18 protein-coding genes are annotated in these 19,156 nt (G+C 64.8%); 11 read left to right on the forward strand and 7 right to left on the reverse strand.

Annotated features, from left to right (window positions below):
* Positions 1-250: 250 nt before the first annotated feature.
* The gene (galE, locus tag QX071_RS32615) at positions 251-1,246 is read left to right on the forward strand and encodes a UDP-glucose 4-epimerase GalE (RefSeq protein WP_315706575.1); all 996 of its coding nucleotides are present in this window, start codon (positions 251-253) and stop codon (positions 1,244-1,246) included.
* 41 nt (positions 1,247-1,287) lie between these two features.
* Here the strand turns inward: galE and QX071_RS32620 are convergent, their stop codons facing one another.
* Both QX071_RS32620 and QX071_RS32625 read right to left on the reverse strand, forming a co-directional pair.
* The gene (locus tag QX071_RS32620; protein WP_315706576.1) at positions 1,288-2,922 is read right to left on the reverse strand and encodes an ABC transporter substrate-binding protein; all 1,635 of its coding nucleotides are present in this window, start codon (positions 2,920-2,922) and stop codon (positions 1,288-1,290) included.
* Between the two features lie 343 nt (positions 2,923-3,265).
* The gene (locus QX071_RS32625; RefSeq protein ID WP_315706577.1) at positions 3,266-3,556 is read right to left on the reverse strand and encodes a GlsB/YeaQ/YmgE family stress response membrane protein; all 291 of its coding nucleotides are present in this window, start codon (positions 3,554-3,556) and stop codon (positions 3,266-3,268) included.
* Positions 3,557-3,987: 431 nt separating this feature from the next.
* Here QX071_RS32625 and QX071_RS32630 point away from each other — a divergent pair, with 431 nt between their 5' ends.
* The 3 genes from QX071_RS32630 (at position 3,988) to QX071_RS32640 (ending at position 8,931) form a co-directional block, all read left to right on the forward strand.
* Positions 3,988-5,484, forward strand: coding sequence for an amidase (locus tag QX071_RS32630; protein WP_315706578.1), 1,497 nt, complete (start codon positions 3,988-3,990; stop codon positions 5,482-5,484).
* A gap of 130 nt (positions 5,485-5,614) precedes the next feature.
* Positions 5,615-7,360, forward strand: a complete 1,746-nt coding sequence (locus QX071_RS32635; RefSeq protein WP_315706579.1) for an amidohydrolase — start codon at positions 5,615-5,617, stop codon at positions 7,358-7,360.
* A gap of 83 nt (positions 7,361-7,443) precedes the next feature.
* Positions 7,444-8,931, forward strand: coding sequence for an MFS transporter (locus QX071_RS32640; RefSeq protein ID WP_315706580.1), 1,488 nt, complete (start codon positions 7,444-7,446; stop codon positions 8,929-8,931).
* A 13-nt stretch (positions 8,932-8,944) separates the two neighbouring features.
* On the opposite strand, the gene QX071_RS32645 is transcribed toward QX071_RS32640, so the two are convergent.
* From QX071_RS32645 to QX071_RS32655, 3 genes are all read right to left on the reverse strand, one after another.
* Positions 8,945-9,202: a hypothetical protein gene (locus QX071_RS32645; protein ID WP_315706581.1), complete on the reverse strand. Its 258-nt coding sequence runs from the start codon at positions 9,200-9,202 to the stop codon at positions 8,945-8,947.
* Between the two features lie 117 nt (positions 9,203-9,319).
* Positions 9,320-9,805, reverse strand: a complete 486-nt coding sequence (locus tag QX071_RS32650) for a hypothetical protein (RefSeq protein WP_315706582.1) — start codon at positions 9,803-9,805, stop codon at positions 9,320-9,322.
* A gap of 149 nt (positions 9,806-9,954) precedes the next feature.
* On the reverse strand, positions 9,955-10,563 hold the full coding sequence (locus tag QX071_RS32655; protein ID WP_315706583.1) for a TetR/AcrR family transcriptional regulator: 609 nt from the start codon (positions 10,561-10,563) through the stop codon (positions 9,955-9,957).
* 102 nt (positions 10,564-10,665) lie between these two features.
* Here QX071_RS32655 and QX071_RS32660 point away from each other — a divergent pair, with 102 nt between their 5' ends.
* The 5 genes from QX071_RS32660 (at position 10,666) to QX071_RS32680 (ending at position 14,659) form a co-directional block, all read left to right on the forward strand.
* Entirely contained in the window at positions 10,666-11,355 is a 690-nt protein-coding gene (locus QX071_RS32660) for a PspA/IM30 family protein (RefSeq protein WP_315706584.1), read from the forward strand.
* Positions 11,356-11,404: 49 nt separating this feature from the next.
* The gene (locus QX071_RS32665) at positions 11,405-11,680 is read left to right on the forward strand and encodes a YiaA/YiaB family inner membrane protein (protein WP_315706585.1); all 276 of its coding nucleotides are present in this window, start codon (positions 11,405-11,407) and stop codon (positions 11,678-11,680) included.
* A 240-nt stretch (positions 11,681-11,920) separates the two neighbouring features.
* Positions 11,921-12,925, forward strand: a complete 1,005-nt coding sequence (locus QX071_RS32670; protein WP_315706586.1) for a hypothetical protein — start codon at positions 11,921-11,923, stop codon at positions 12,923-12,925.
* Positions 12,922-14,121: a hypothetical protein gene (locus tag QX071_RS32675; RefSeq protein ID WP_315706587.1), complete on the forward strand. Its 1,200-nt coding sequence runs from the start codon at positions 12,922-12,924 to the stop codon at positions 14,119-14,121. The genes QX071_RS32670 and QX071_RS32675 overlap by 4 nt, the downstream gene beginning before the upstream one ends.
* 160 nt (positions 14,122-14,281) lie before the next feature.
* Positions 14,282-14,659: a hypothetical protein gene (locus QX071_RS32680; RefSeq protein ID WP_315706588.1), complete on the forward strand. Its 378-nt coding sequence runs from the start codon at positions 14,282-14,284 to the stop codon at positions 14,657-14,659.
* A 47-nt stretch (positions 14,660-14,706) separates the two neighbouring features.
* On the opposite strand, the gene QX071_RS32685 is transcribed toward QX071_RS32680, so the two are convergent.
* Positions 14,707-15,558: an SDR family NAD(P)-dependent oxidoreductase gene (locus QX071_RS32685; RefSeq protein WP_315706589.1), complete on the reverse strand. Its 852-nt coding sequence runs from the start codon at positions 15,556-15,558 to the stop codon at positions 14,707-14,709.
* Between the two features lie 225 nt (positions 15,559-15,783).
* On the opposite strand from QX071_RS32685, the gene QX071_RS32690 reads away from it, so the two are divergent.
* The gene (locus QX071_RS32690) at positions 15,784-17,280 is read left to right on the forward strand and encodes an aldehyde dehydrogenase family protein (RefSeq protein ID WP_315706590.1); all 1,497 of its coding nucleotides are present in this window, start codon (positions 15,784-15,786) and stop codon (positions 17,278-17,280) included.
* 178 nt (positions 17,281-17,458) lie between these two features.
* On the opposite strand, the gene QX071_RS32695 is transcribed toward QX071_RS32690, so the two are convergent.
* On the reverse strand, positions 17,459-17,833 hold the full coding sequence (locus QX071_RS32695) for a LysR family transcriptional regulator (RefSeq protein WP_315706696.1): 375 nt from the start codon (positions 17,831-17,833) through the stop codon (positions 17,459-17,461).
* A gap of 137 nt (positions 17,834-17,970) precedes the next feature.
* Here QX071_RS32695 and QX071_RS32700 point away from each other — a divergent pair, with 137 nt between their 5' ends.
* A complete protein-coding gene (locus tag QX071_RS32700; RefSeq protein WP_315706591.1) occupies positions 17,971-19,095 on the forward strand; it encodes an alkene reductase in 1,125 nt (374 codons plus the stop codon).
* Positions 19,096-19,156 lie beyond the last annotated feature (61 nt).

The following is a 19,156-nucleotide window of genomic DNA, read 5'->3' on the forward strand; positions in this document are numbered from 1 at the left end:
ACCCCTGTTGATCGCAGAGGCGCCCCAGGATTGTCGCGATAGCTTCGTCCAGTCCAGCCCTTGCGGCGGGCCGCCGAATGTGGAACCCCGTGGTTCTCCCAGCTTGGGCAATCGCTCCGCCGCGGATTAACGTTATCGGAGATGCCGTTTTGTGCTTGCAGCGCGAATGGCTTATCGTCGGGATTTATTTGGCTGCGACCGGCACCGCCGGCAGGCCGGTTAAAGCGATTGAACAAAGGAATGCGTACTGATGCGGAATAGGGGCGCGATCCTGATTGCTGGTGGCGCCGGCTATATCGGATCTCATTGCAGCAAGGCGGTCGCAGAGGCCGGGTTTCTGCCCGTGTGCTATGACGATCTGACCTCGGGCCATCGGAGCTTCGTCCGCTGGGGACCGCTGGTGTTCGGCGACGTCGGCGACAGCGCCAAGGTCGCTTCGACCATCCGTCAATACGATGTCCAGGCAGTGATGCATTTCGCGGCGTCGAGTGCCGTCGGCGAGTCGCTGGCCCATCCGCAAAAATATTACGTTAACAATGTTGCCGGCACGCTCGGTCTGCTGCAGGGCATGCGTGAGGCCGGCTGTAACCGCCTGGTGTTCTCATCGACGGGAGCCGTCTACGGCAATGCGGGCCGCGAGCCGATCCCGGAAAGCGCGGCGGGGCCGACCGTCAATCCTTACGGCCGCTCAAAATACATGATCGAGCAGATCCTCGCCGATTATCGCGCTGCCTATGGCTTCAACGCGATCAGCCTGCGCTATTTCAATGCCTGCGGGGCCGATGCGTCGGGCGTGATCGGCGAATTGCGCGATCCCGAGACGCATCTGATCCCGCGCGCGCTGATGGCGATCCTCGGCCACGTGCATGATTTCGCGATCTTCGGCACCGATTATGATACGCCGGACGGCACGGCAGTGCGCGATTACATCCACGTCGACGATCTCGCCGCGGCGCATATCGCCGCCATCGAGCGGCTGCTTCAGGACGATCCAGGCGGCGCTTTCAATCTCGGCACCGGCACCGGCTATTCGGTGCGCGAGATCGTGGATGCGATCCGCAACGAGACCGGCGAGTCCGTGCCGCTGGTCTATCGCGAGCGCCGCGCCGGCGATCCCGCCATCCTGGTCGCAGATCCCTCCCAGGCCGAACGGCAGCTCGGATTCAAAGCTCGCCGCTCCGACCTCGGCCATATCATCCGCTCGGCCTGGGCCTGGCACCAGAAGGCGCATCCGCGCATCGCCTGACGATCGCAAGTGCGCCGCGTCAGGCCACGGCCTGATCAAGCCTATTCCAGATCGACGGCGTGATACTGCCCGGACTTGTCGAGCTGCGTGCCCCAGACCTTGTGCACCGCCTGGTGGTCGGACGGCCCGAAATTCACCTTCGGCCCGAGCCCGAGCTCGTAGTTGCGCATGTTCTCCATCGTGTCCACCAGCGCCTCGGTGTCGAACGCCGGGCCGACCCGCCGCAATCCTTCGATCAGGATGTTGGCCGTGAGGTAGGCTTCCAGTGACGCGTAATCCGGCTGCTCGCCGGGAAAGTATTTGGCGAGCGCCTTCTTGTAGTTCAGCGCCACCGAGGCATAGCTGTCCACCGGCGGCGTGACCTGGGTGCAGATGACGCCGTCCGCGAAGCGCGGGCCGAGCAGCATCAGCTCATTGGCGAGGCCGGTGCTGCCGACACCCGAGATCGTCGCGTAGATCATGTCCGGATAAAGCTCGCGAGTCTTCTCGATGAATTTCGCCGCCGGACGAAACGTCGCCACGAGCACGACTGCCTTGATCCCGGGTTTCCGGCGCAGTTGCGCCACCGCTGCATCGACGTTGACGGTGTTGCGATTGTAGTACATGCGGAGGATGGCGGGTGCATCGCCGCCGCGGAGGGTGCGAAGGGCTTTGGTCACGCCGTCCCACCCTGCATCGCCATAGGCGTCCTGTTGAGTGAGGACTGCGATCTCCTCCGGACGCAGACGCCGGATCTTCACCAGATAATGAATGATGGCATCGACCTCCTCGGCATAACCGGCACGGAAGTTGAACACGTAACGGTCCGGTGGATCATGCCGGAGCGAGGGCGCGCCGGTGAACGCGCCGAAATAGAGCGCATGGTGCTCCAGCGCGTAGGGGACGGAGATCAGGGCGGTCGGGCTGCCGTAGTTTTCGATGAAGCCGAACACCTTGTCCTTCTCGTAAAGCTGCTTCATCGCGTCCAGCGTTCGCGTCGGCTCGTAGCCGTCGTCGGCGGTGACCAGCTTGAGCTGCCGGCCGTGGACGCCGCCATTGTCGTTGACCTGGTTGAACGCGGTCTCGATACCCAGCTTGAGCTCGCGGCCCATGTCCCTGCCGGGCCCTCCGAACGGCGCTGCCATGCCGAGGCGGATCTCGGTGTCGGTGACGCCCTGGACCGCGCTCGTCGTCTGCAGGGCGCGTGCGGTCGGCGCAACGTTGGCGGTCCGCGTCTCGGGACTCGCCAAGCGATCGTCCTCGCGCAGCGGCGAGCCCGAGATTGGCGGAGCGGACGCAGCGGCAGGGGCCGCACTGGCCGAGGTCACGCTCGGAACGAAGGCGGGTGTTGCAATCGGCGGCGCGGCTGCGGTCGTTGGCGGACCCACCGACGCATCGGCGCGGCTATCGCTGAGAGGCGCGCCGGACCAGCGCGGCACCAGCACCAGCGCGGCGTAGCTGGCCGCTGCCGCGGCCAGTACCACGGCACCCAGCAGGAGAAGCACGTTGAATGATCTGCGCTCGCGGGGCGGCGGAGGAACGTCCTGTACGCCCAGCCTCGGAAAGCGATCAGGCGCCCTGATCCGGTCCTGCTCGGCATGCCAGAACATTTCCGGCAGCGAATCCGGGTCGTCGCCGCCATCAGTCACATATCTAGGATATTCGCTCTCGCCGCGCCGATCGGACAGACGTCCCATGATGGCTCCCCAATTCGCCTCGCGCATCCCATGTTGTCGTTGGATCTTTTTTCGGGATTGCTGCGCAGTCGCGCATTGCGGTCTCGCAGCCGGTGAAGGTTGCTCGAGGCCGCGGCGCCTCATCGACTAATCGTCAAGTGTTTTTGAGAGTATCGTCGCGTGAGTCGAAGTCGATCATCCCGACGATCTTGAGCCGAGATGATATGGCATAATGCGGCGGCAGTTTGTTCTTCGCGACATGTGCGCGAAGAAAACGAGGCCGCCTCCGTACAGCGATGTTGTGCGAATCGCGCGGTTCCAATCCAACACATGTCATATTGGAACTCAGGTGCCCTGATGCAGTTCACGCGCCGGATCGCGCGTGCCACAGCCAGATTGCCGCCAGCACGACGAGCGAGCCGATGAAGGCTGCCACGACGTCTCGCAGCGAAATGACGATGCTCTCCAGGCTGGGGAAGAGCCCGAACAATGCGAACAACGCGCCGCCGATGACGGCTCCTGCGCATCCGAGCCCGATGTTTGCAAGCAAGCCAAATCCGGCTTTGCGGCCTTTCACCAGCATCCCGGCGAGGCTGCCGCCAATCAGCCCGACCACGAGCCAGGTCGCTGCGTGCGCGATCGTAAACATTCTCATCCCCCTTGCTCTATCGTTGATCTCGCCGATCTCGCGAGCAGACAGCCCAATCCGCCACTATCTAGGACGAAGCACATCGTTACTCTCCTGTCCGGAAAGTTACGGACGCATCACTGGCGACCGAGCGACGATCTCGGCAACAGGTCGAAGACAATTTTCCGCAAATGCAAATGCGAGCGGTGCGGCCGTGCGACTCGCACAAGCAACCTTTTGCATCTTGCGACCGATCTGGTTGCGGCAATGCTCATTGTCATCCTCTCAGGCATCGCCTGACAGAGCTTGGTTTCCCGCCATGTCGGCAATCGCAACTATTTCCATCGCGGACCGCGATGGCGCTTGATCTACCGCAAAGGTTTGGAATGCCCCGTGAGCTTCAATTTCGCGAACGCAGTCATGCGCGAGGGCGCGTGGACGAAAGCGCGGAGGCGCATATGATCGATAGACGAACGCTCATCAAAGGCGCCGGCGCGGCGTTGGTTGCGTCCGAGCTTGGCTTTGCGGCCGCGCGGGCCGAGGCCGACGATCCGCTCTCCTACGCCTCCGTCGACGATCTCATCGCCATGTTCCGGGCCAGGAAGGCGTCGCCGGTCGATCTCTTGAAGGCGCAGATCAAGCGGATCGAGGCCCTTAATTCGAAGGTCAATTGCATCACCTATGAGCACTTCGATCAGGCGCTCAAGGAGGCCAAACAGTCCGAAGACCGCTATCGGCGCGGGACCGCAAGGCCGCTGGAAGGAATCACGGTTGCCATCAAGGATGAATTCAGCAGGCCGGGTTGGCGGATCACGCAAGGCTCGCTCCTCCTCAAGGACTCGCCGCCCGCAACGGAAAGCTCGGCGATCACCGACGCGCTCGAGGCGGCCGGCGCCGTGATGCCGTTCCAGACGACGGTGCCGGAGTTCTACCTCTTCCTCGGCGCTTCGACCCGCGCCTGGGGCACCACACGCAATCCGTGGAATCTCGAATACTCCCCGGGCGGGTCGTCCGCCGGATCGGCGGCGGCGCTGGCCGCAGGTTTCGCGACGCTCGCCATGGGTTCGGATATGGGCGGCTCGATCCGGATTCCCGCCTCGCAATGCGGCCTCTATGGCTTCAGGCCGCCATTCGGGCGCGTCGCGGGTGGGGAAATCCCCTTCGCGACCTCGGGCCCGCTCGCGAGGCGGTTCGACGACATCGTCCATTTCCAGAACGCCATCGTCGGGCCTTCCGAGAAGAGCATGGCGACGATGCGGCCTCGTCTGGACTATCCCGCCCATTACCCGCGCCTTTCGGGGTGGCGCATCGCCGTGGATTGGGGCGCCGCCATTGCCGACGTCATCCCGCCGGTGAAGGCGGCCATGCTGAAGGGGATCGAGAGCTTGCGCGCGGCCGGTTGCGTCGTGGACGAGGTCGATTGCGGCTTCTCGAAGTCCCAGAAGTTCGTCTACATTCGCGGGCTGATGTCGACCTCCATCGGCACTGCGATCGAGATCTCGAATGCCCATCGAGATCAGCTCTCGCCCTATATGACCGAGATGCTCGACCAGATCGGAGCCGTCGGACCGCGCCAGGCCGAAGAAGCCGAACAGCTGCTGGACCAACTGCACCGGCAAGTCCAACAACGCGTGTTCGGGAAAGGCTACCGCGTCTTGCTCATGCCGACGATGGCGACGCCGCTTGTCCGCGCCGACATGTTCAAGAGCAAGGAGGACAAGGTGGACCCGTGGGTGGGCACCGGACTGGGCTTCGCGCTGACCTGGCACTGGAACCTCCTCAACCGCTATCCGGTCATCGATGTCCCGCTTGGCGTGGTCGAGGATCGGATGCCCTCGGGCATGCAGGTGATCGGTCAGACCTACACCGATCTCGACACTTTCCAGTTCGCGTCCAACTGGTCTCGACTCCGGCCGGCCCTGTTTGCTGGCGGCCGATTCCCGAGCTTCACCTGATGCTGGGGAGACATTCGGCAGCGACGCAGCTTGCCGGGCTGCGGACGTCCTGAAGGGGAAAACAATGTGCATTGCATGCGGTCCAACCATCAGTTCGCTTTTTGCGGCATCGAAGTCGGACGCCGGAGGAATGACGCGTCGGCAGATGGTCGCGACCGCTGCTGCGGCCGCAACATTCGCGGCCTCTTCCTCGGCTCCAGCCTGGGCCGCCCCCAACCGTACGACCGTCTTTCGCGGTGGCCGCGTCTACACGGTGGAGGAGTCCAAGCCCTGGGCGCAGGCTGTCGTCGTCAAGGGAGAAAAGATCGCCTACGTCGGCGATGATGCTGGGGCCATGAAGTTTGCCGGACGCGGGGCGGAGATCATCGACCTCCAGGGACGCATGTTGATGCCGGGCTTCGTGGAGGCGCATTGGCACCTTTGCACGCTTGCGTTCGCCCGCGGCGCCTGGGTCAATGAGGAAGATCCGGAGCGCATCTACGCCATCCTCCGCGACTATGCGAAAACGCATCCCGACGAAAAGTTCATCCTTGGCTTCGGATGGATCGCTGCCGCGTTTCCTGCTTCAGGGCCTCGCAAGGAAGCGCTGGACGCGATCTTCCCCGACCGGCCCGTACTGCTCGTGAGCTGCGACCTGCACAGCTACTGGGTCAATTCCAGGCTGCTGGAGATGGCCGGCATTACGAAGGATACCCCGCGCGATGTCGTGCCCGGCTCCTCCTGGTACGAAAAGGATCCCAATGGCGAGCCGACCGGCTTCATCTCGGAAGTGCCGGCGCTGTTCGCGGTGCTGCAGACGCTCGAAAAGCACGGCATCGAACCCTTCGGCCTGAAGTCGGCTGCCGCGGCGATCGAGGAATGGCAGCCCAAGCTCGCGGCTGCCGGCATCACCACCTTCTTCGATGCGGGCTTCAGCGCGTGGCCGACCGAGCAGCATCACGGTTTCGACATGCTGGTCGACCTCGAGAAGCGCGGCAAGTTGTTGCAGCGCGTGATTGGCAGCCTCTATCACAATGATCCCAATGTCGATCCGTTGCCGACCATTCGGGCCTATCGGAAGCGCTATCGCACCCCGCTGGTCAAGGCGGACGTGCTCAAGCTGATCGTCGATGGCACCGAGCTGAGCCGTACCGCCTATCTGTTGGAGCCTTATGCCGGGCAGCCGGATCGGCGCGGCGAGCCGTTATTGCCCTCGCCCGTGTTGAACCGGATCCTGCGCCAGGCGCATGCGGAGGGGATCGACACGCACCTTCATGCCGTGGGCGATGCCGCGGTCCGAATGAGCCTGGACGGCTACGAAGCCGCGTTTGGCAAGAACGGCCCCGGCGACCGCCGCCATACCATCTGCCACGCATTCCTCACCGCGCCGTCGGATATTCCGCGCTTCAGAAAGCTTGGCGTGATCGCGAATACCCAGATCCAGTGGGGCGTGCCGGACATCAGCCAGCGTCGGGTCCGCGAGATCTACGGCGAAGAGCGCTGGAGCCGCATGTACACCTTCAAGACGTTTATCGACGAAGGCGTCACAGTGTCGTTCGGAATGGATGCCCTGGCGACCGGCTCCAAGGTCGTCATCAAGCCGCTCGAGGCGTTGCAGGCCGGCCATACGCGTCAGGAGCCAGGCAAGCCCGACGGCCTGGTTCATCCGCCCGCGACCGAACGCCTGAGCCTGCCGGAACTCATCCGAGGCTATACCCTGAACGGCGCCTACCAGCTTCGCATGGAGGATAAGATCGGCTCCATCAAGGTCGGCAAGCTGGCCGATCTGATCGTGCTCGAGAAGAACCTGTTCGATGTCGCGCCTCACGAAATCGGCAAGGTCAATATTCAGCTGACAATGATGAACGGTCGGATGACTCACCGCGATGGGATCTAGCAGGAGCAGTGAACGTGCTGGAGCCGAGCGACGCACGGATGGAACAGAGCTTGGATCGATGGTGTTCGCGGACGGGTGCACTGATGTCGAAACGTAATCGCTGGCTGATCCTGCTGACCGTATCCAGCGCGCTGGCTCTGATCGTCATCGACATGACGGTGCTGTATACGGCGCTGCCCAGCCTCACCCGCGAGCTTGCGGCGACGGCGTCGGAGAAGCTGTGGATCGTCATGGCTTACGGCCTTGTCGTTGCCGGTCTGCTTCCCGGCTTCGGCGCCCTCGGTGATCGCCTCGGTCACAAACGGACATTCGTCGGCGGTCTTGTGGTGTTCGGGATCGCCTCCATCGTGGCGGCCTACTCGCCAACGCCGGCGGTTCTGATCGGCGGGCGGGTTCTGCTCGCCATCGGTGCGGCGCTGATGATGCCGGCGACCCTGTCGATCATTCGCGTCACCTTCACCGACGATCACGAACGGGCGCTCGCCATCGGCATCTGGGGAGCCGTTGCGTCGAGCGGCGCGGCCGTCGGCCCGCTCGTCGGCGGTGTGCTGCTGGAATATTTCTGGTGGGGATCGGTCTTCCTGATCAACGTTCCCCTGGTCGTCGTCTCCCTCGCCGCCGCGCTGCTGCTCATTCCTGCGCCGGGCGACCGCCCCGGCCGCAACTGGGACCTGGTGGGGTCGCTACAGGCGATGGCCGGGCTGGTCGGCTTCGCCTATGTCGTCGAGGAGTTCGGCAGCGCCAGTCCCCCTTACGCCGTCATGGCGGCCGCGGCAGTCGGCACGGTCGGCATGTTGTTGGTCTTCGTCCGCCGTCAACTGCGTCTCAAGGAGCCCCTCATCGACTTCACGTTGTTCAGCAACCGCGAATTCACGCTCGGCGTGATGACAGCGATCGTCGCGGCGCTGGCGATCGCCGGTCCCGAACTGGCGATCAGCCAGCGTCTGCAGCTTGTGCTCGGATATTCGCCGCTGCAGGCGGCGCTATATATCCTGCCGGCCCCCCTGGCGGCGTTCGTCGGCGGACCGCTGGCGAGCCTGGCGCTCCGTCGCGTGGGAGCGGCGAACACCATGGGGGGCGCGCTGCTGATCGGCGGTCTCGGCGCAGCGGGCTATCTCCTCTGCTACGACGCAAACCTCGTCCTGCAATTGATCTGCTTCGCAATCAACGGCCTTGGACTGGGGGCATCCATGGCGGCCGCGTCCAACGCGGTCATGAATCACGCGCCCGAGGGCCGCGAAGGCATGGCCGCCTCGATCGAGGAAGTCTCGGTCGAACTCGGCGGCACCATCGGCATCAGTATCTTCGGCAGCATCCTGTCCGGGGTCTATACCGCCTTCATGGTGCTGCCGGACGGGCTCGGCGTCCCCGACGCCGCGCGCGACAGCATCGACGAGGCCCTGATCGCGGCAGAGCGCCTGCCGGCCGAAGCGGCGGCGCTCGTCACCTCAAACGCCCATGCTGCCTTCGACCATGCCTTCGTCGCGGTCATCTTCCTCGCCAGCGCGTTGCTGCTAGGCACAGCTCTGCTGGTGCGGACGAAACAAACAGCTTCGAATAAGGCTGCTTGAACAGGTTCGACCGTCACGCGGCGGCAGATGGCGTCTGTTCACGCGGTCCCGTGAAGGCCATCTCCGCGCGCTCACGCTCGAGCGACCAGGAGCCGATCTCCTCGCCATCGCGGAAGAAATGGACGCTTCGCGCCGAGAGCTGGCCGTGATCGTCGCGGATCATCCGCAGCAGGCTCTGCGCCAGGCGCGAATGATCGACGGGAAGGCGAAGGTCGAGAAAATCGTCGCAATGGTCCGGCAGCGGCCTGCCGTTTATATCGCGAACTTCCATGCGTATCTGTGCCATCGTTCGATTGAACGACAACAGGCCTTTCCGACCGGTAAATGCGCGCACGTTTAAACGTCAGCGCGAGCGGGGATCCGCAAAGTCGATCAGGTTGCGGCCGGATCAATCCGCCGGCCCGTAACTGCAGGTGGCACCGCCACCGGCCTTGTCCTTGAGGGCCGCCGGATCGAGCGTGCAATCGAGCTTCGAGAGACTTTCGAACACCGAGCCTGCCGCGCCGTCGGACGGAATGCCGGCCGTGGCGAGGGTTGCGTAAATCTCGTTGGCGGCGCGGCCGGTCAACTTCTCCGTGCTCTTGCCGAAGGTCAGTTCGCAGGACCGCGCCGTGATGTCGACGTTGGAGGTGCGGCAGACGATCTTGTCGGCGGCAACGGTGATCTTGTCCTTGTAGGAGGCATCGGGATTGCCGTCGAAGATGCCCGCCACCGCCTTCTTGTAGACAGCCGGAAGCAGCGGAGAATAAGGCGCCACGACTCCGGCCAGCGCCAGGGCCGCCGCGCCATTGACGGTGTTGGCACCGGCGGCCAGCGCCGCCGAGGGCGGCAGCGTTGCGGCGAAGATGAGGACAGTCACGATCGATCGTTTCATGGTGATGCTTCCTTGCCGATTCACTGGAGCGGAGCCTCCAGACCGGTCAGCGCTCCATAATCCCCGTTGCCGCTGACAACCATAAATGCATTGACGGTTTCGCTGTGAATTCTCCGTGAATGCAATAAGCCGGCCATCCCCAGCACGGTTCATCCCGCCGCAGCCACCAGGCCCGTCACCATCGCTTTCACCATGGTGGTGATCTCCCGGCGCAGGAGGGCGAGCGGGACGGCGACTAGCTTCCGTTCGAGCCCCAGCGCCACCATGCCGTGCACCGCGGAGAACAGGCTCCGCGCGGTGATGCTGCTTTCCTCCGCCGAGCGGCGCGGGAAGAGAACAGCGAGCGGCTGGTGGATGTGGCGAAACAGATGCATCTGCTCGCTGACCGCCCAATCGGGCAGCGGCTTGTCCGGCGCCATCCGATGCTCGAACAGGGCCCGCCAGAGTTCGAGATTCTTGGCCGCGAAATCACAATAGGCGAGCGCGATGCGGACCAGGGCTGCTTCAGGGATGGACGGCCCGCCGCTGTCCGCCGCGGCCAATTCGGCATCGAGTCGGGCGAGGGTGCGCGATCCCACCAAGAGCACGAGTTCGTCGACATCGGCCACGAGATTATAGACGGCACCATTGGCAACGCCGATCTCCTGGGCCAGGTCCCGGGTTTTCAGGCCAGCCAAGCCTTTGGCAGCAATTGCTTTTTCTGCGGCATCGATCAGCGCCTCGCGCTGCTTTGCGCGTCGTTCCAAGGTTTTGGACATCCTTAACCATTTTCTTGAGCGACGTTCAAAATATGTCTTGAGCGCCGCTCATATTTTCTCTATAACAAATCCATGAGCAATGCTCATAGCAGGGAGCCGACAATGTTCAAGACCGTTCTGACACTGTTTCGCGGCAGCGCCGCTGTGGTGGAGGACGAGCTGCAGGACCGCACTGCGCTCGTGCTGCTGGACCAGCAGATGCGCGATGCCGCCGCCGCCCTCGATCGCAGCAAGCGGGCGCTGGCGATCGCGATCGCGCAGGACCAGCAGGAGGGCAGGCGGCTGGAGGCCGTCCAGGGCCGGATCGCCGATCTCGAAATCCGGGCCACCGCCGCACTGGATGGCGGGCGCGAAGATCTCGCGCGCGAGGCGGCGCAGGCGATCGCCAATCTGGAGGCCGAGCGCGATGCGGCCAGTACGGCGCGGGCGCTGTTCGCGGCTGAGACGGTGCGGCTGAAGCGCCATGTGGCGAATGCCGAAGCGCGGATCAATGAGCTCGATCGCGGCCGGCGCATCGCGCGCGCTGCTGAAGCCGTTCGCGCGCTACGCCGTGGCGGCATCGAGGCGGCGCGGCCTTATGAATGCACCTTGCCGGAAGCGGAAGCGACCTTGAAGCGGTTGCGCGAACGGCAGCTGGAAGTGCAGGCGGCCGACGAGGCGCTGATGGAGCTCGATGCGGCCACAGCCCCGCTCAGCGTCGCCGAAAAGCTCGCGGCGCAGGGTTTTGGCCCGCGCATCAAGAGCACCGCCGACGACGTGCTGGCCCGGCTGAAGGCGAAGCGCGCCGCCTGACCCCATTCATATCCGATCAACCGCCACCCAATCTCAACAGGAGACGACCATGAATCAGAATGCTCAACCCCACACCGGTGCCTGGGTCACCTTCACCTACGGCTCTTTCGCCGCTTCCGCCTTCCTCGTCGCGCTCGGCATCTTCTTCCTGCCGATCGATCTCTGGATGAAAGGCTACCTGACGATGGGCATCGTGATGCTGGTGCAGACCTGCGTGACCCTGACCAAGACCGTCCGCGACAACCACGAGAGCAGCAGGCTCGTGAACCGCATCGAGGATGCCAAAGCCGAGCGCCTGCTGATGGAGGTCTCCAAGGCGGCGTAGAAGACGGTCTGACTTCCTCCATGGACCAGAGAGGCGGTGGCCGCGGCAGCGCCCACCGTCTTTCGTGTTGCCCGACTTTTTGTTCAATCTGCGTTTACTGTGACAGGCAGCGCGTCGACGCGTCTGTGGCGTCTTCATGCGGGGTGGTGCATGGGTTGCGGCAAAGCAGGAAGCCTGGCGGATGGGTCCTAACCGCTGCATCATGGTCTTCTAGGGATTCTTGGACGGAGCGCGCGCGGCATGAGGATCTGGACGGTGCTGCGCAGGGGCTATGACTACACTGTCTTCTGGCTGAAGGCGCTGGCGCAGGAGGATATGAATCTCACCCTGCGCACCCATGCCGGCCTGCGCACGCGGATCATCGAAAGCCCGGGCCGGACACTCGACGAGGCCGCGCTTGCGGCACTTGTTTCCGATCTCAGGACAGTGGCCGCGAAGACGCTGCCGGAAGGCAGCCTCACCTACGGCATCTTCTCCGGCGATCGCGGGACTTTATCGCGCGCGATCGTGACCCTGGTGTCGGAAGAGGCCGGCGGTCGGCCGATCGCATTCAATGCGCTCTCGGTGATGGAGGTCGTGCGGGACGGCGAGCCGCAGCAGGTGATCCATCTCGGCCTCGTGATGGTCGATCCTGATGTCCGCGGCCGGGGCCTGTCGGGCGTGCTCTACGGCCTGACCACACTGCTGCTCTTCATCCGCGACGGCCTGCGTCCGAAATGGATCTCCAACGTGACGCAGGTGCCGGCCGTGGTCGGCATGGTCTGCGAGACCTTCTCCGACGTATTTCCCACTCCGCAACAGGGGGCGCGGTCGAGCTTCATCCATCTGCAGCTCGCGCGCGGCATCATGCAGGCGCATCGCGCCGTGTTCGGTGTCGGCGATGACGCCAGCTTCGACGAGGCTCGCTTCGTCATCACCAATGCCTATACCGGCGGATCCGACGCGCTGAAGAAGACCTTCGAGGTCGCGCCCAGGCATCGCGATCAGATCTACAACGACTTCTGCGCCCGCGAGCTCGATTATGTCAGAGGGGACGACCTGCTGCAGCTCGGCCGCATCGATCTGGCGGCCGCGCGCCGTTATCTGTTGCGCGAGCTGCCGTCGGGCTCGTTGCCGGCCCTGCTTGCAACCTCCACCGTGCTGGCGCTGCAGCGGCTGATCCTGCCGCTCCTTCACTGGTTCGACGACACCAGGACTTTCGGCAGCCTGCGGCCGCGAGTGTGGGCGGACAAGGGGGCGGCATGACGCCGGGCCTCGTCGCCGATTCCATCGTCAATCTGTGTGGCGGCATCGGGCTGACCATTGCCGGCGCGATGCTGTATCGGCGTGATCCGCGCGGCGCGCTGACCGCACGGCTCGTGTTCGTTCTCGGCATCGTCGCAGTTCTGTTCCTGTTGCGCGGGGTGGCCTGGTGGAGCGGCAACGCGGCGCTCGATCGCATTTCGGTCATTCCTGCCGCATTGATCCCGCTTGGCGCGCTGCTCGTCACGGAGGGCCTGTTGCGGCGGCACGCGCATCGGGCCTTGAAGGCGCTGGCGCTGTTCGGTGGCATCCTCATGGGTCTTGTAGGAGCGGTCGCGCCTGCCGGGATCGAGACCATCTACACGCTCGTGCTGTCCGCCTTCCAGCTCGCAAGTTTTGCGGTCTGCGCGCTTCTCCTGCTCACGCGCGACCGGAGCACGCTGCTCGCCGCGGAAAATCGCGCCATCGATCGCGTCGCCATCGGTGCGCTGCTGGTGATCCCCTTCATCGTGACCGATTTCAAGGCGCTGGCGCCTGATATGCCGGTGCGGCTCGGCGCGCTCGGTGCGCTGCTCGTCGTCACCGCGATCCTGCTCGCGGGCTCCAGCGCCGAGACGCAGCGGCAGGGCCTCTGGCTCACCGCGCTGCGGCTCGTCGCCTCCGCCTTGCTCGGCATTGCGGCGGCCTGCGTTTGGCCCGATGTCGATGCGGCGCAGATCGTCCGCCTTGGAGCGGTGGCGATGGCGGGGGTGCTGACCATCGGCCTGATGACGGACGCGTTGCGGGCGCTGCTGGAGGCGCGCGAGCCGGGCGTGCTCGCTTCGATCGGGGCTTCGAGCGCGCGTACGCGCGACGAGCTGATCAGCGAGCTGGCGCGGCAGCCGGTATTCGAGACTGCGCGCCGCCATCGCGAGGCGGAGCTCGCGGCCTATGATCCGCAGCTGTTGCGTGACCTGCTCGCGCGCCACCGCGTGCTGCGGCGTGCCGACGCGCCATGGGGCCTATCGCCGACCGATGCGGCGGTCGAGCGCCTGGTCGCGCTCATGCTGGCCGACGGCGCCACCCACATCATCGTCCTGTCGCACCAGCCGGTCGACCTGATCGTGCTCGCGGTGCCCGTGATCTCGGCCGATCCCGCGACCGAGACCGCGCTGGCGCTGGTGCGGCAATTGCTGGTGCTGACGCCGGACCGGACGTGAGCGCGATGTCCGCATCAATCCCAAACGCGCGAAGCATTCCAATCTAGAATCGCTTTCGCCCGGCGCCGCGGCGATCCCGCATTTGCTACTATGATGGCTGGACTTGCGGCCAAGCTTCGATATAGTTCTATATATATAACGAGACCGGAGACGAACCTCGATGGAGATCGAGCCCAAGTCCCTGACCTGCTGCACTGTGTCCGAGGACGGCGGCGCCATTTCTCTCGGATTCCTTGATGCGCAGGGGCAGGAGGCGAGGCTGAAATTGTCGCTCAACCAAGTCGGCGCGCTGGCGATGACCTTGCCTGGGCTGATCGACAAGGCGCTGCAGACGCGGTTCGGCGACGCGTCGCTGCGCTATGCCTATCCGCTGGCGTCATGGGCGGTCGAGCAGTCGTCCGATCCGACCCAGCGCATGCTGACCTTCCGCACCGTCGATGGTTTTTCGGTCTGCTTCTCGATGCCACGGGATCAGCAATGCGAACTCGGCGAGGCGCTGGTCGCGCAGCCGGAGCCGGTCGCAATCCGAGCGAATTGATCCTGCTCGCTCCGCCGGAAGTTGCGCTCGTCGCGACGACGGATGGACTACTTCCCTCTCACGAACGCCGCGAACGCATCCGCATAGTCCGGGTGCCAGCGCGACAGAGGAGGGCGGTTCTCGACGATGTCGCCGGCCGCCCACAGGATGCGCCGCTCGTCGAGCGCGCGCGGCACGTCGTTATCGGGACAAAGGATGTAGAAGTCGCCGGCGTTGACACGCTCCAGCATGAAATCGACCGTCTGTTCCGGCGTCCAGGCGGCAGCCGGCTTCTCGATGCGGCCGTTGGCGGTCAGCGGCGTGAACACGAAGCCCGGAATGAACAGATGCGCCGACACCTGGCAACCGGGCGTGTTGCGCAGTTCGTGCTGCAGAGCCTCGGTAAAGGCCTTCACGCCGGCCTTGGAGACGTTGTAGGCGGGATCGCCCGGCGGCGTGGTGATGCCTTGTTTGGAGCCGGTGTTGATGATGAGAGCCGGCTTGCCGCGCGCGATCATCCCGGGCGCGAACACCTGCGAGCCGTTGATGATGCCCCAGAGGTTGACGCCGAGAATGCGCTGCCAGTTGTCGAGCGGGCCGAACATCTTGCTGCCGGGCTGGATGCCGGCATTGTTCAAGAGCAGGTCGGTGCCGCCGAAGCGCGTCCGGACCGCTTCCTCCAGTTCGACCACGCTCTCGCGCCGGCTGACGTCGACGTTTGCCGTCATCACCGAGGCCGCCCCGTGCTTTGCAATCGATGACAGTCTTGTGGCGGCCTGTTCGAGGCGCTTGTCATCGACATCGGCGATGCAGACCTTCATGCCGAGGCCGGCGAGCCGCATTGCGGCGGCAAGGCCGATGCCGGAGGCGCCGCCGGTGATGACGGCAGTGTGATCGGGCGACAGGGCAGGATGGGGCACGGTGGATCTCCCGGCGGTTGTGATCGTGATGCTGGGCTCGACTTATGCCACAGCCGTGGCGTCATCATCCACGCTGTCGGCATGGGTGGTCTTCGCGGACGTAACGCGGCCTTCACTTTACCGCGAGTTGGCTTCGCTGTAGATTTTCGGACATAACGGCATTGCGCTTTGCCGCAATCCGAGCTCCAGCAAATCGCAACCACCAGAGATCGAGGGAGAAACACCATGGCTGTGACCGAAGCCATTTCGCTCGCGCGCCATCCTTTCGCCGACGGGTCCTACAAGAAGATGCTGATCGACGGGCAGTGGATCGATGCCGCCTCGGGCAAGCGCTTCGAGACGCGCAATCCGGCGACCGGCGAATTGCTGGCCACCGTGGCGGAGGGCGATGCCGAGGACATCAACCGTGCGGTCGCCGCGGCGCGCCGCGCCTTCGAGGGCCCCTGGAGCAAGGTCAGGCCCTATGAGCGGCAGATGCTGCTGCTCAAGCTCGCCGACCTCGTGGAGAAGCATTTCGACGAGCTCTCCGCGCTCGATACCGTCGACATGGGCGCGCCGCTCAGCCGCACCCGCGCCTATCGCGGCCGCGCGCTCGGCATGTTGCGTTACTACGCCGGCCAGGCCACCGCGATCCACGGCGAGACCATCGAGAACTCGCTGCCCGGCGAGATCTTCTCCTACACGCTGAAGGAGCCGGTCGGCGTGGTCGGCGCCATCATTCCCTGGAACGGGCCGCTGACGGCGACGATCTGGAAGATCGGGCCGGCGATCGCGACCGGCTGCACCGTCGTGCTGAAGCCGGCGGAGGAGGCGCCGCTGACCTCGCTGCGGCTTGCCGAATTGTGCCTGGAGGCCGGCATTCCCGCAGGAGTGGTCAACGTTGTGCCGGGCTATGGCGAGACGGCGGGCGCGGCGCTCGCCTCGCATCCGGATGTCGACAAGGTCGCCTTCACCGGCTCGCACGTCACGGGCCAATCGATCATCCGCGCCTCGGCCGGCAACCTCAAGCGCGTCTCGCTCGAGCTCGGCGGCAAGTCGCCGGACATCGTGTTCGCGGATGCCGATCTCGATGCGGCGGTGCCGGGTGCGGCGATGGCGGTGTTCGCCAATTCCGGACAGATCTGCAGCGCCGGCACGCGGCTGTTCGTCGAGAGCAAGGTCTACGACGAGTTCGTCGGCCGCGTCGCCGAATATGGCAGGCAGCTCAAGGTCGGCAACGGCCTCGATCCGAACGTGCAGGTCGGCCCGCTGGTGTCGCAGCAGCAATATGACCGCGTCTCGGATTATCTGGCGATCGGCCAGAAGGAGGGCGCGCGTGCGCTCGCCGGCGGCGGACGTCTCACCGAGGGGGCGCTCGCCAAGGGCTATTTCGTGCAGCCGACCGTGTTCGCCAATGTCGCCGACTCCATGCGCATCGCGCAGGAGGAGATCTTCGGCCCGGTGATCTCCGCGATCCGGTTCGAGGATATGGATGACCTGATCAAGCGTGCCAATGCCACCATGTTCGGCCTCGGCTCCGGGGTGTGGACGAGCAATGTCAGCAAGGCGCACCAGCTCGCCAGGGCGTTGCGCGCCGGCTCGGTCTGGGTCAACTGCTATCAGGCGATGGATCCGGCGGTGCCGTTCGGCGGCTACAAGATGAGCGGCTATGGCCGCGAGTCAGGCAAGCAGCACGTCGAGGAATATCTCAACGTCAAGGCGGTGTGGGTGAAGACGGCTTGAGCCTGACGAGATTTGGTGAAGCTCTCAAGGCATCGGTGGTGCGCGCCCTCCCCCCTTGCGGGGGAGGGGGGTACGCAGGAAAGACTGCCTTTGTTGACCGCCACCCCCGACCCCTCCCCGCAAGGGGGAGGGGAGCGCACCGCCCCCGCGGCTTCAATGCACATTCGTCACAACCGAACTACTTCGCGCCCTTCTTCGGCTTCGCGATATCGTTGCGCAAGGCGGTGAGCTCCTTTTTCACCGCGCTCGCCGCCTCGCGTTCGATTCGGCGATAACGCGCGACCAGCGTTTCCCCGAACGGGGTCAGCGCCGCGCCGCCGCCGTTCTTGCCGCCGGCCTGTCGTTCGACCACCGGCTGGCGACAGACGCGGTTTATCTCGTCGACGAGATCCCAGGCGCGCTTGTACGACATGTCCATGGCGCGGCCCGCGGCCGAGATCGAGCCGTGCCGGCCGATATTCTCCAAGAGCGCGATCTTGCCCGGTCCGATCCGGTCTCCGGACTCAAGGTCGATGCGCAGGCTGAGAGAGGGAAGGGCGCTCGTTTTCGGCATGGCGGCGATGCTTTCCAGTGTCCCGTGCCAGACACGCCAGGTGGCTGACGTGGTGAGGTGACGCCGGAACATTGCCACTCCACCCGTTTGCGAACAAGATGAGGACAATCCGGATCAACGACACAATTGGGGGAGTGATGCTGCCTGCGCTGTTTTCGCCGCTGAAGGTTGGGCCTTATGAACTGAAGCACCGTGTGGTCATGGCGCCGCTGACGCGGATGCGCGCCGAGCCGGGGACGCTCGCGCCGCGCGCGCTGAATGCCGAATACTACGCGCAGCGTGCCACTCCGGGCGGCCTCATCATCGCCGAGGCTTCGCCGGTGCTGCCGACCGGCTTCGGCAATCCGAACGTGCCGGGCATCTATAGCGAGGCGCAGATCGCGGGCTGGAAGCGGGTGGTCGATGCCGTGCACGCCAAGGGCGGCATCATCTTTCTGCAGCTCTGGCACGTCGGGCGCGTCTCGCATTCGTCATTCCAGCCCGGCGGCGTGCTGCCGGTCGCGCCGTCGGCGATTGCGATCGGCGACGACCTCAAGGCGATGACATCCGACGGCAGGGTCGTTCCTTATGAGACCCCGCGCGCGCTCGAGACCGACGAAATCGTTGGCATCGTCGCAGCCTATGGGCAGGCGGCGCGCAACGCCAGGGAGTCCGGGTTCGACGGCGTCGAGATCCACGGTGCCAATGGTTACTTGATCGAGCAGTTCCTGCAGTCGCGCAGCAATCAGCGCACCGATCGCTACGGCGGCTCCATCGAGAACCGCGCGCGTTTCCTGCTTGAGGCCACGCAGGCCGCGATCGAGGTCTACGGCGCCGACCGCGTCGGGGTGCGGCTATCGCCCTATGGCATTGCCAACGGGTCCGGCGAGCCGGATCCGATGCCGCTCTACACCCACGTCGTCGAGGCGCTCAATCCGCTCGGGCTTGCCTATTTGCATCTGCTGGAGCCGCGTTCCTCCGGCGCCGGACGGGCCGACGTGAACTGGCAGAACGTACCGTCGGCCATGGTGCTGTTCCGGCCGATCTGGAAGGGCGTCCTGATCGCGGCCGGCGGCTTCGTCGGCGACACCGCCAATGCCGCGATCGCGGAAGGGCATGCCGATGCCATCGCTTTCGGTCGCACTTTCATTTCCAACCCGGATCTGCCGCGCCGTCTCGCCCACGGCTTCCCGCTCACGCCCTATCACCGCCCGACTTTCTATGGCGGCGATGTGAAGGGCTACACGGATTATCCGGCGTATGACGCGATGGCGGAGGCGTGAGGACGTCACGTCAAGTTCAATTCCGTCATTCCGGGGCGTTCGCAAAGCGAGCGAGCCCGGA

Source organism: Bradyrhizobium sp. SZCCHNS1022 (assembly GCF_032484835.1).
Lineage (GTDB): Bacteria > Pseudomonadota > Alphaproteobacteria > Rhizobiales > Xanthobacteraceae > Bradyrhizobium.

Excerpts from the sequence above, each read along its gene's own strand:
- galE (WP_315706575.1), top strand. The coding sequence starts at position 251 with ATGCGGAATAGGGGCGCGATCCTGATTGCTGGTGGCGCCGGCTATATC.
- QX071_RS32620 (WP_315706576.1), bottom strand. The coding sequence starts at position 2,922 with ATGGGACGTCTGTCCGATCGGCGCGGCGAGAGCGAATATCCTAGATAT.
- QX071_RS32625 (WP_315706577.1), bottom strand. The coding sequence starts at position 3,556 with ATGAGAATGTTTACGATCGCGCACGCAGCGACCTGGCTCGTGGTCGGG.
- QX071_RS32630 (WP_315706578.1), top strand. The coding sequence starts at position 3,988 with ATGATCGATAGACGAACGCTCATCAAAGGCGCCGGCGCGGCGTTGGTT.
- QX071_RS32635 (WP_315706579.1), top strand. The coding sequence starts at position 5,615 with ATGACGCGTCGGCAGATGGTCGCGACCGCTGCTGCGGCCGCAACATTC.
- QX071_RS32640 (WP_315706580.1), top strand. The coding sequence starts at position 7,444 with ATGTCGAAACGTAATCGCTGGCTGATCCTGCTGACCGTATCCAGCGCG.
- QX071_RS32645 (WP_315706581.1), bottom strand. The coding sequence starts at position 9,202 with ATGGAAGTTCGCGATATAAACGGCAGGCCGCTGCCGGACCATTGCGAC.
- QX071_RS32650 (WP_315706582.1), bottom strand. The coding sequence starts at position 9,805 with ATGAAACGATCGATCGTGACTGTCCTCATCTTCGCCGCAACGCTGCCG.
- QX071_RS32655 (WP_315706583.1), bottom strand. The coding sequence starts at position 10,563 with ATGTCCAAAACCTTGGAACGACGCGCAAAGCAGCGCGAGGCGCTGATC.
- QX071_RS32660 (WP_315706584.1), top strand. The coding sequence starts at position 10,666 with ATGTTCAAGACCGTTCTGACACTGTTTCGCGGCAGCGCCGCTGTGGTG.
- QX071_RS32665 (WP_315706585.1), top strand. The coding sequence starts at position 11,405 with ATGAATCAGAATGCTCAACCCCACACCGGTGCCTGGGTCACCTTCACC.
- QX071_RS32670 (WP_315706586.1), top strand. The coding sequence starts at position 11,921 with ATGAGGATCTGGACGGTGCTGCGCAGGGGCTATGACTACACTGTCTTC.
- QX071_RS32675 (WP_315706587.1), top strand. The coding sequence starts at position 12,922 with ATGACGCCGGGCCTCGTCGCCGATTCCATCGTCAATCTGTGTGGCGGC.
- QX071_RS32680 (WP_315706588.1), top strand. The coding sequence starts at position 14,282 with ATGGAGATCGAGCCCAAGTCCCTGACCTGCTGCACTGTGTCCGAGGAC.
- QX071_RS32690 (WP_315706590.1), top strand. The coding sequence starts at position 15,784 with ATGGCTGTGACCGAAGCCATTTCGCTCGCGCGCCATCCTTTCGCCGAC.
- QX071_RS32695 (WP_315706696.1), bottom strand. The coding sequence starts at position 17,833 with ATGCCGAAAACGAGCGCCCTTCCCTCTCTCAGCCTGCGCATCGACCTT.
- QX071_RS32700 (WP_315706591.1), top strand. The coding sequence starts at position 17,971 with ATGCTGCCTGCGCTGTTTTCGCCGCTGAAGGTTGGGCCTTATGAACTG.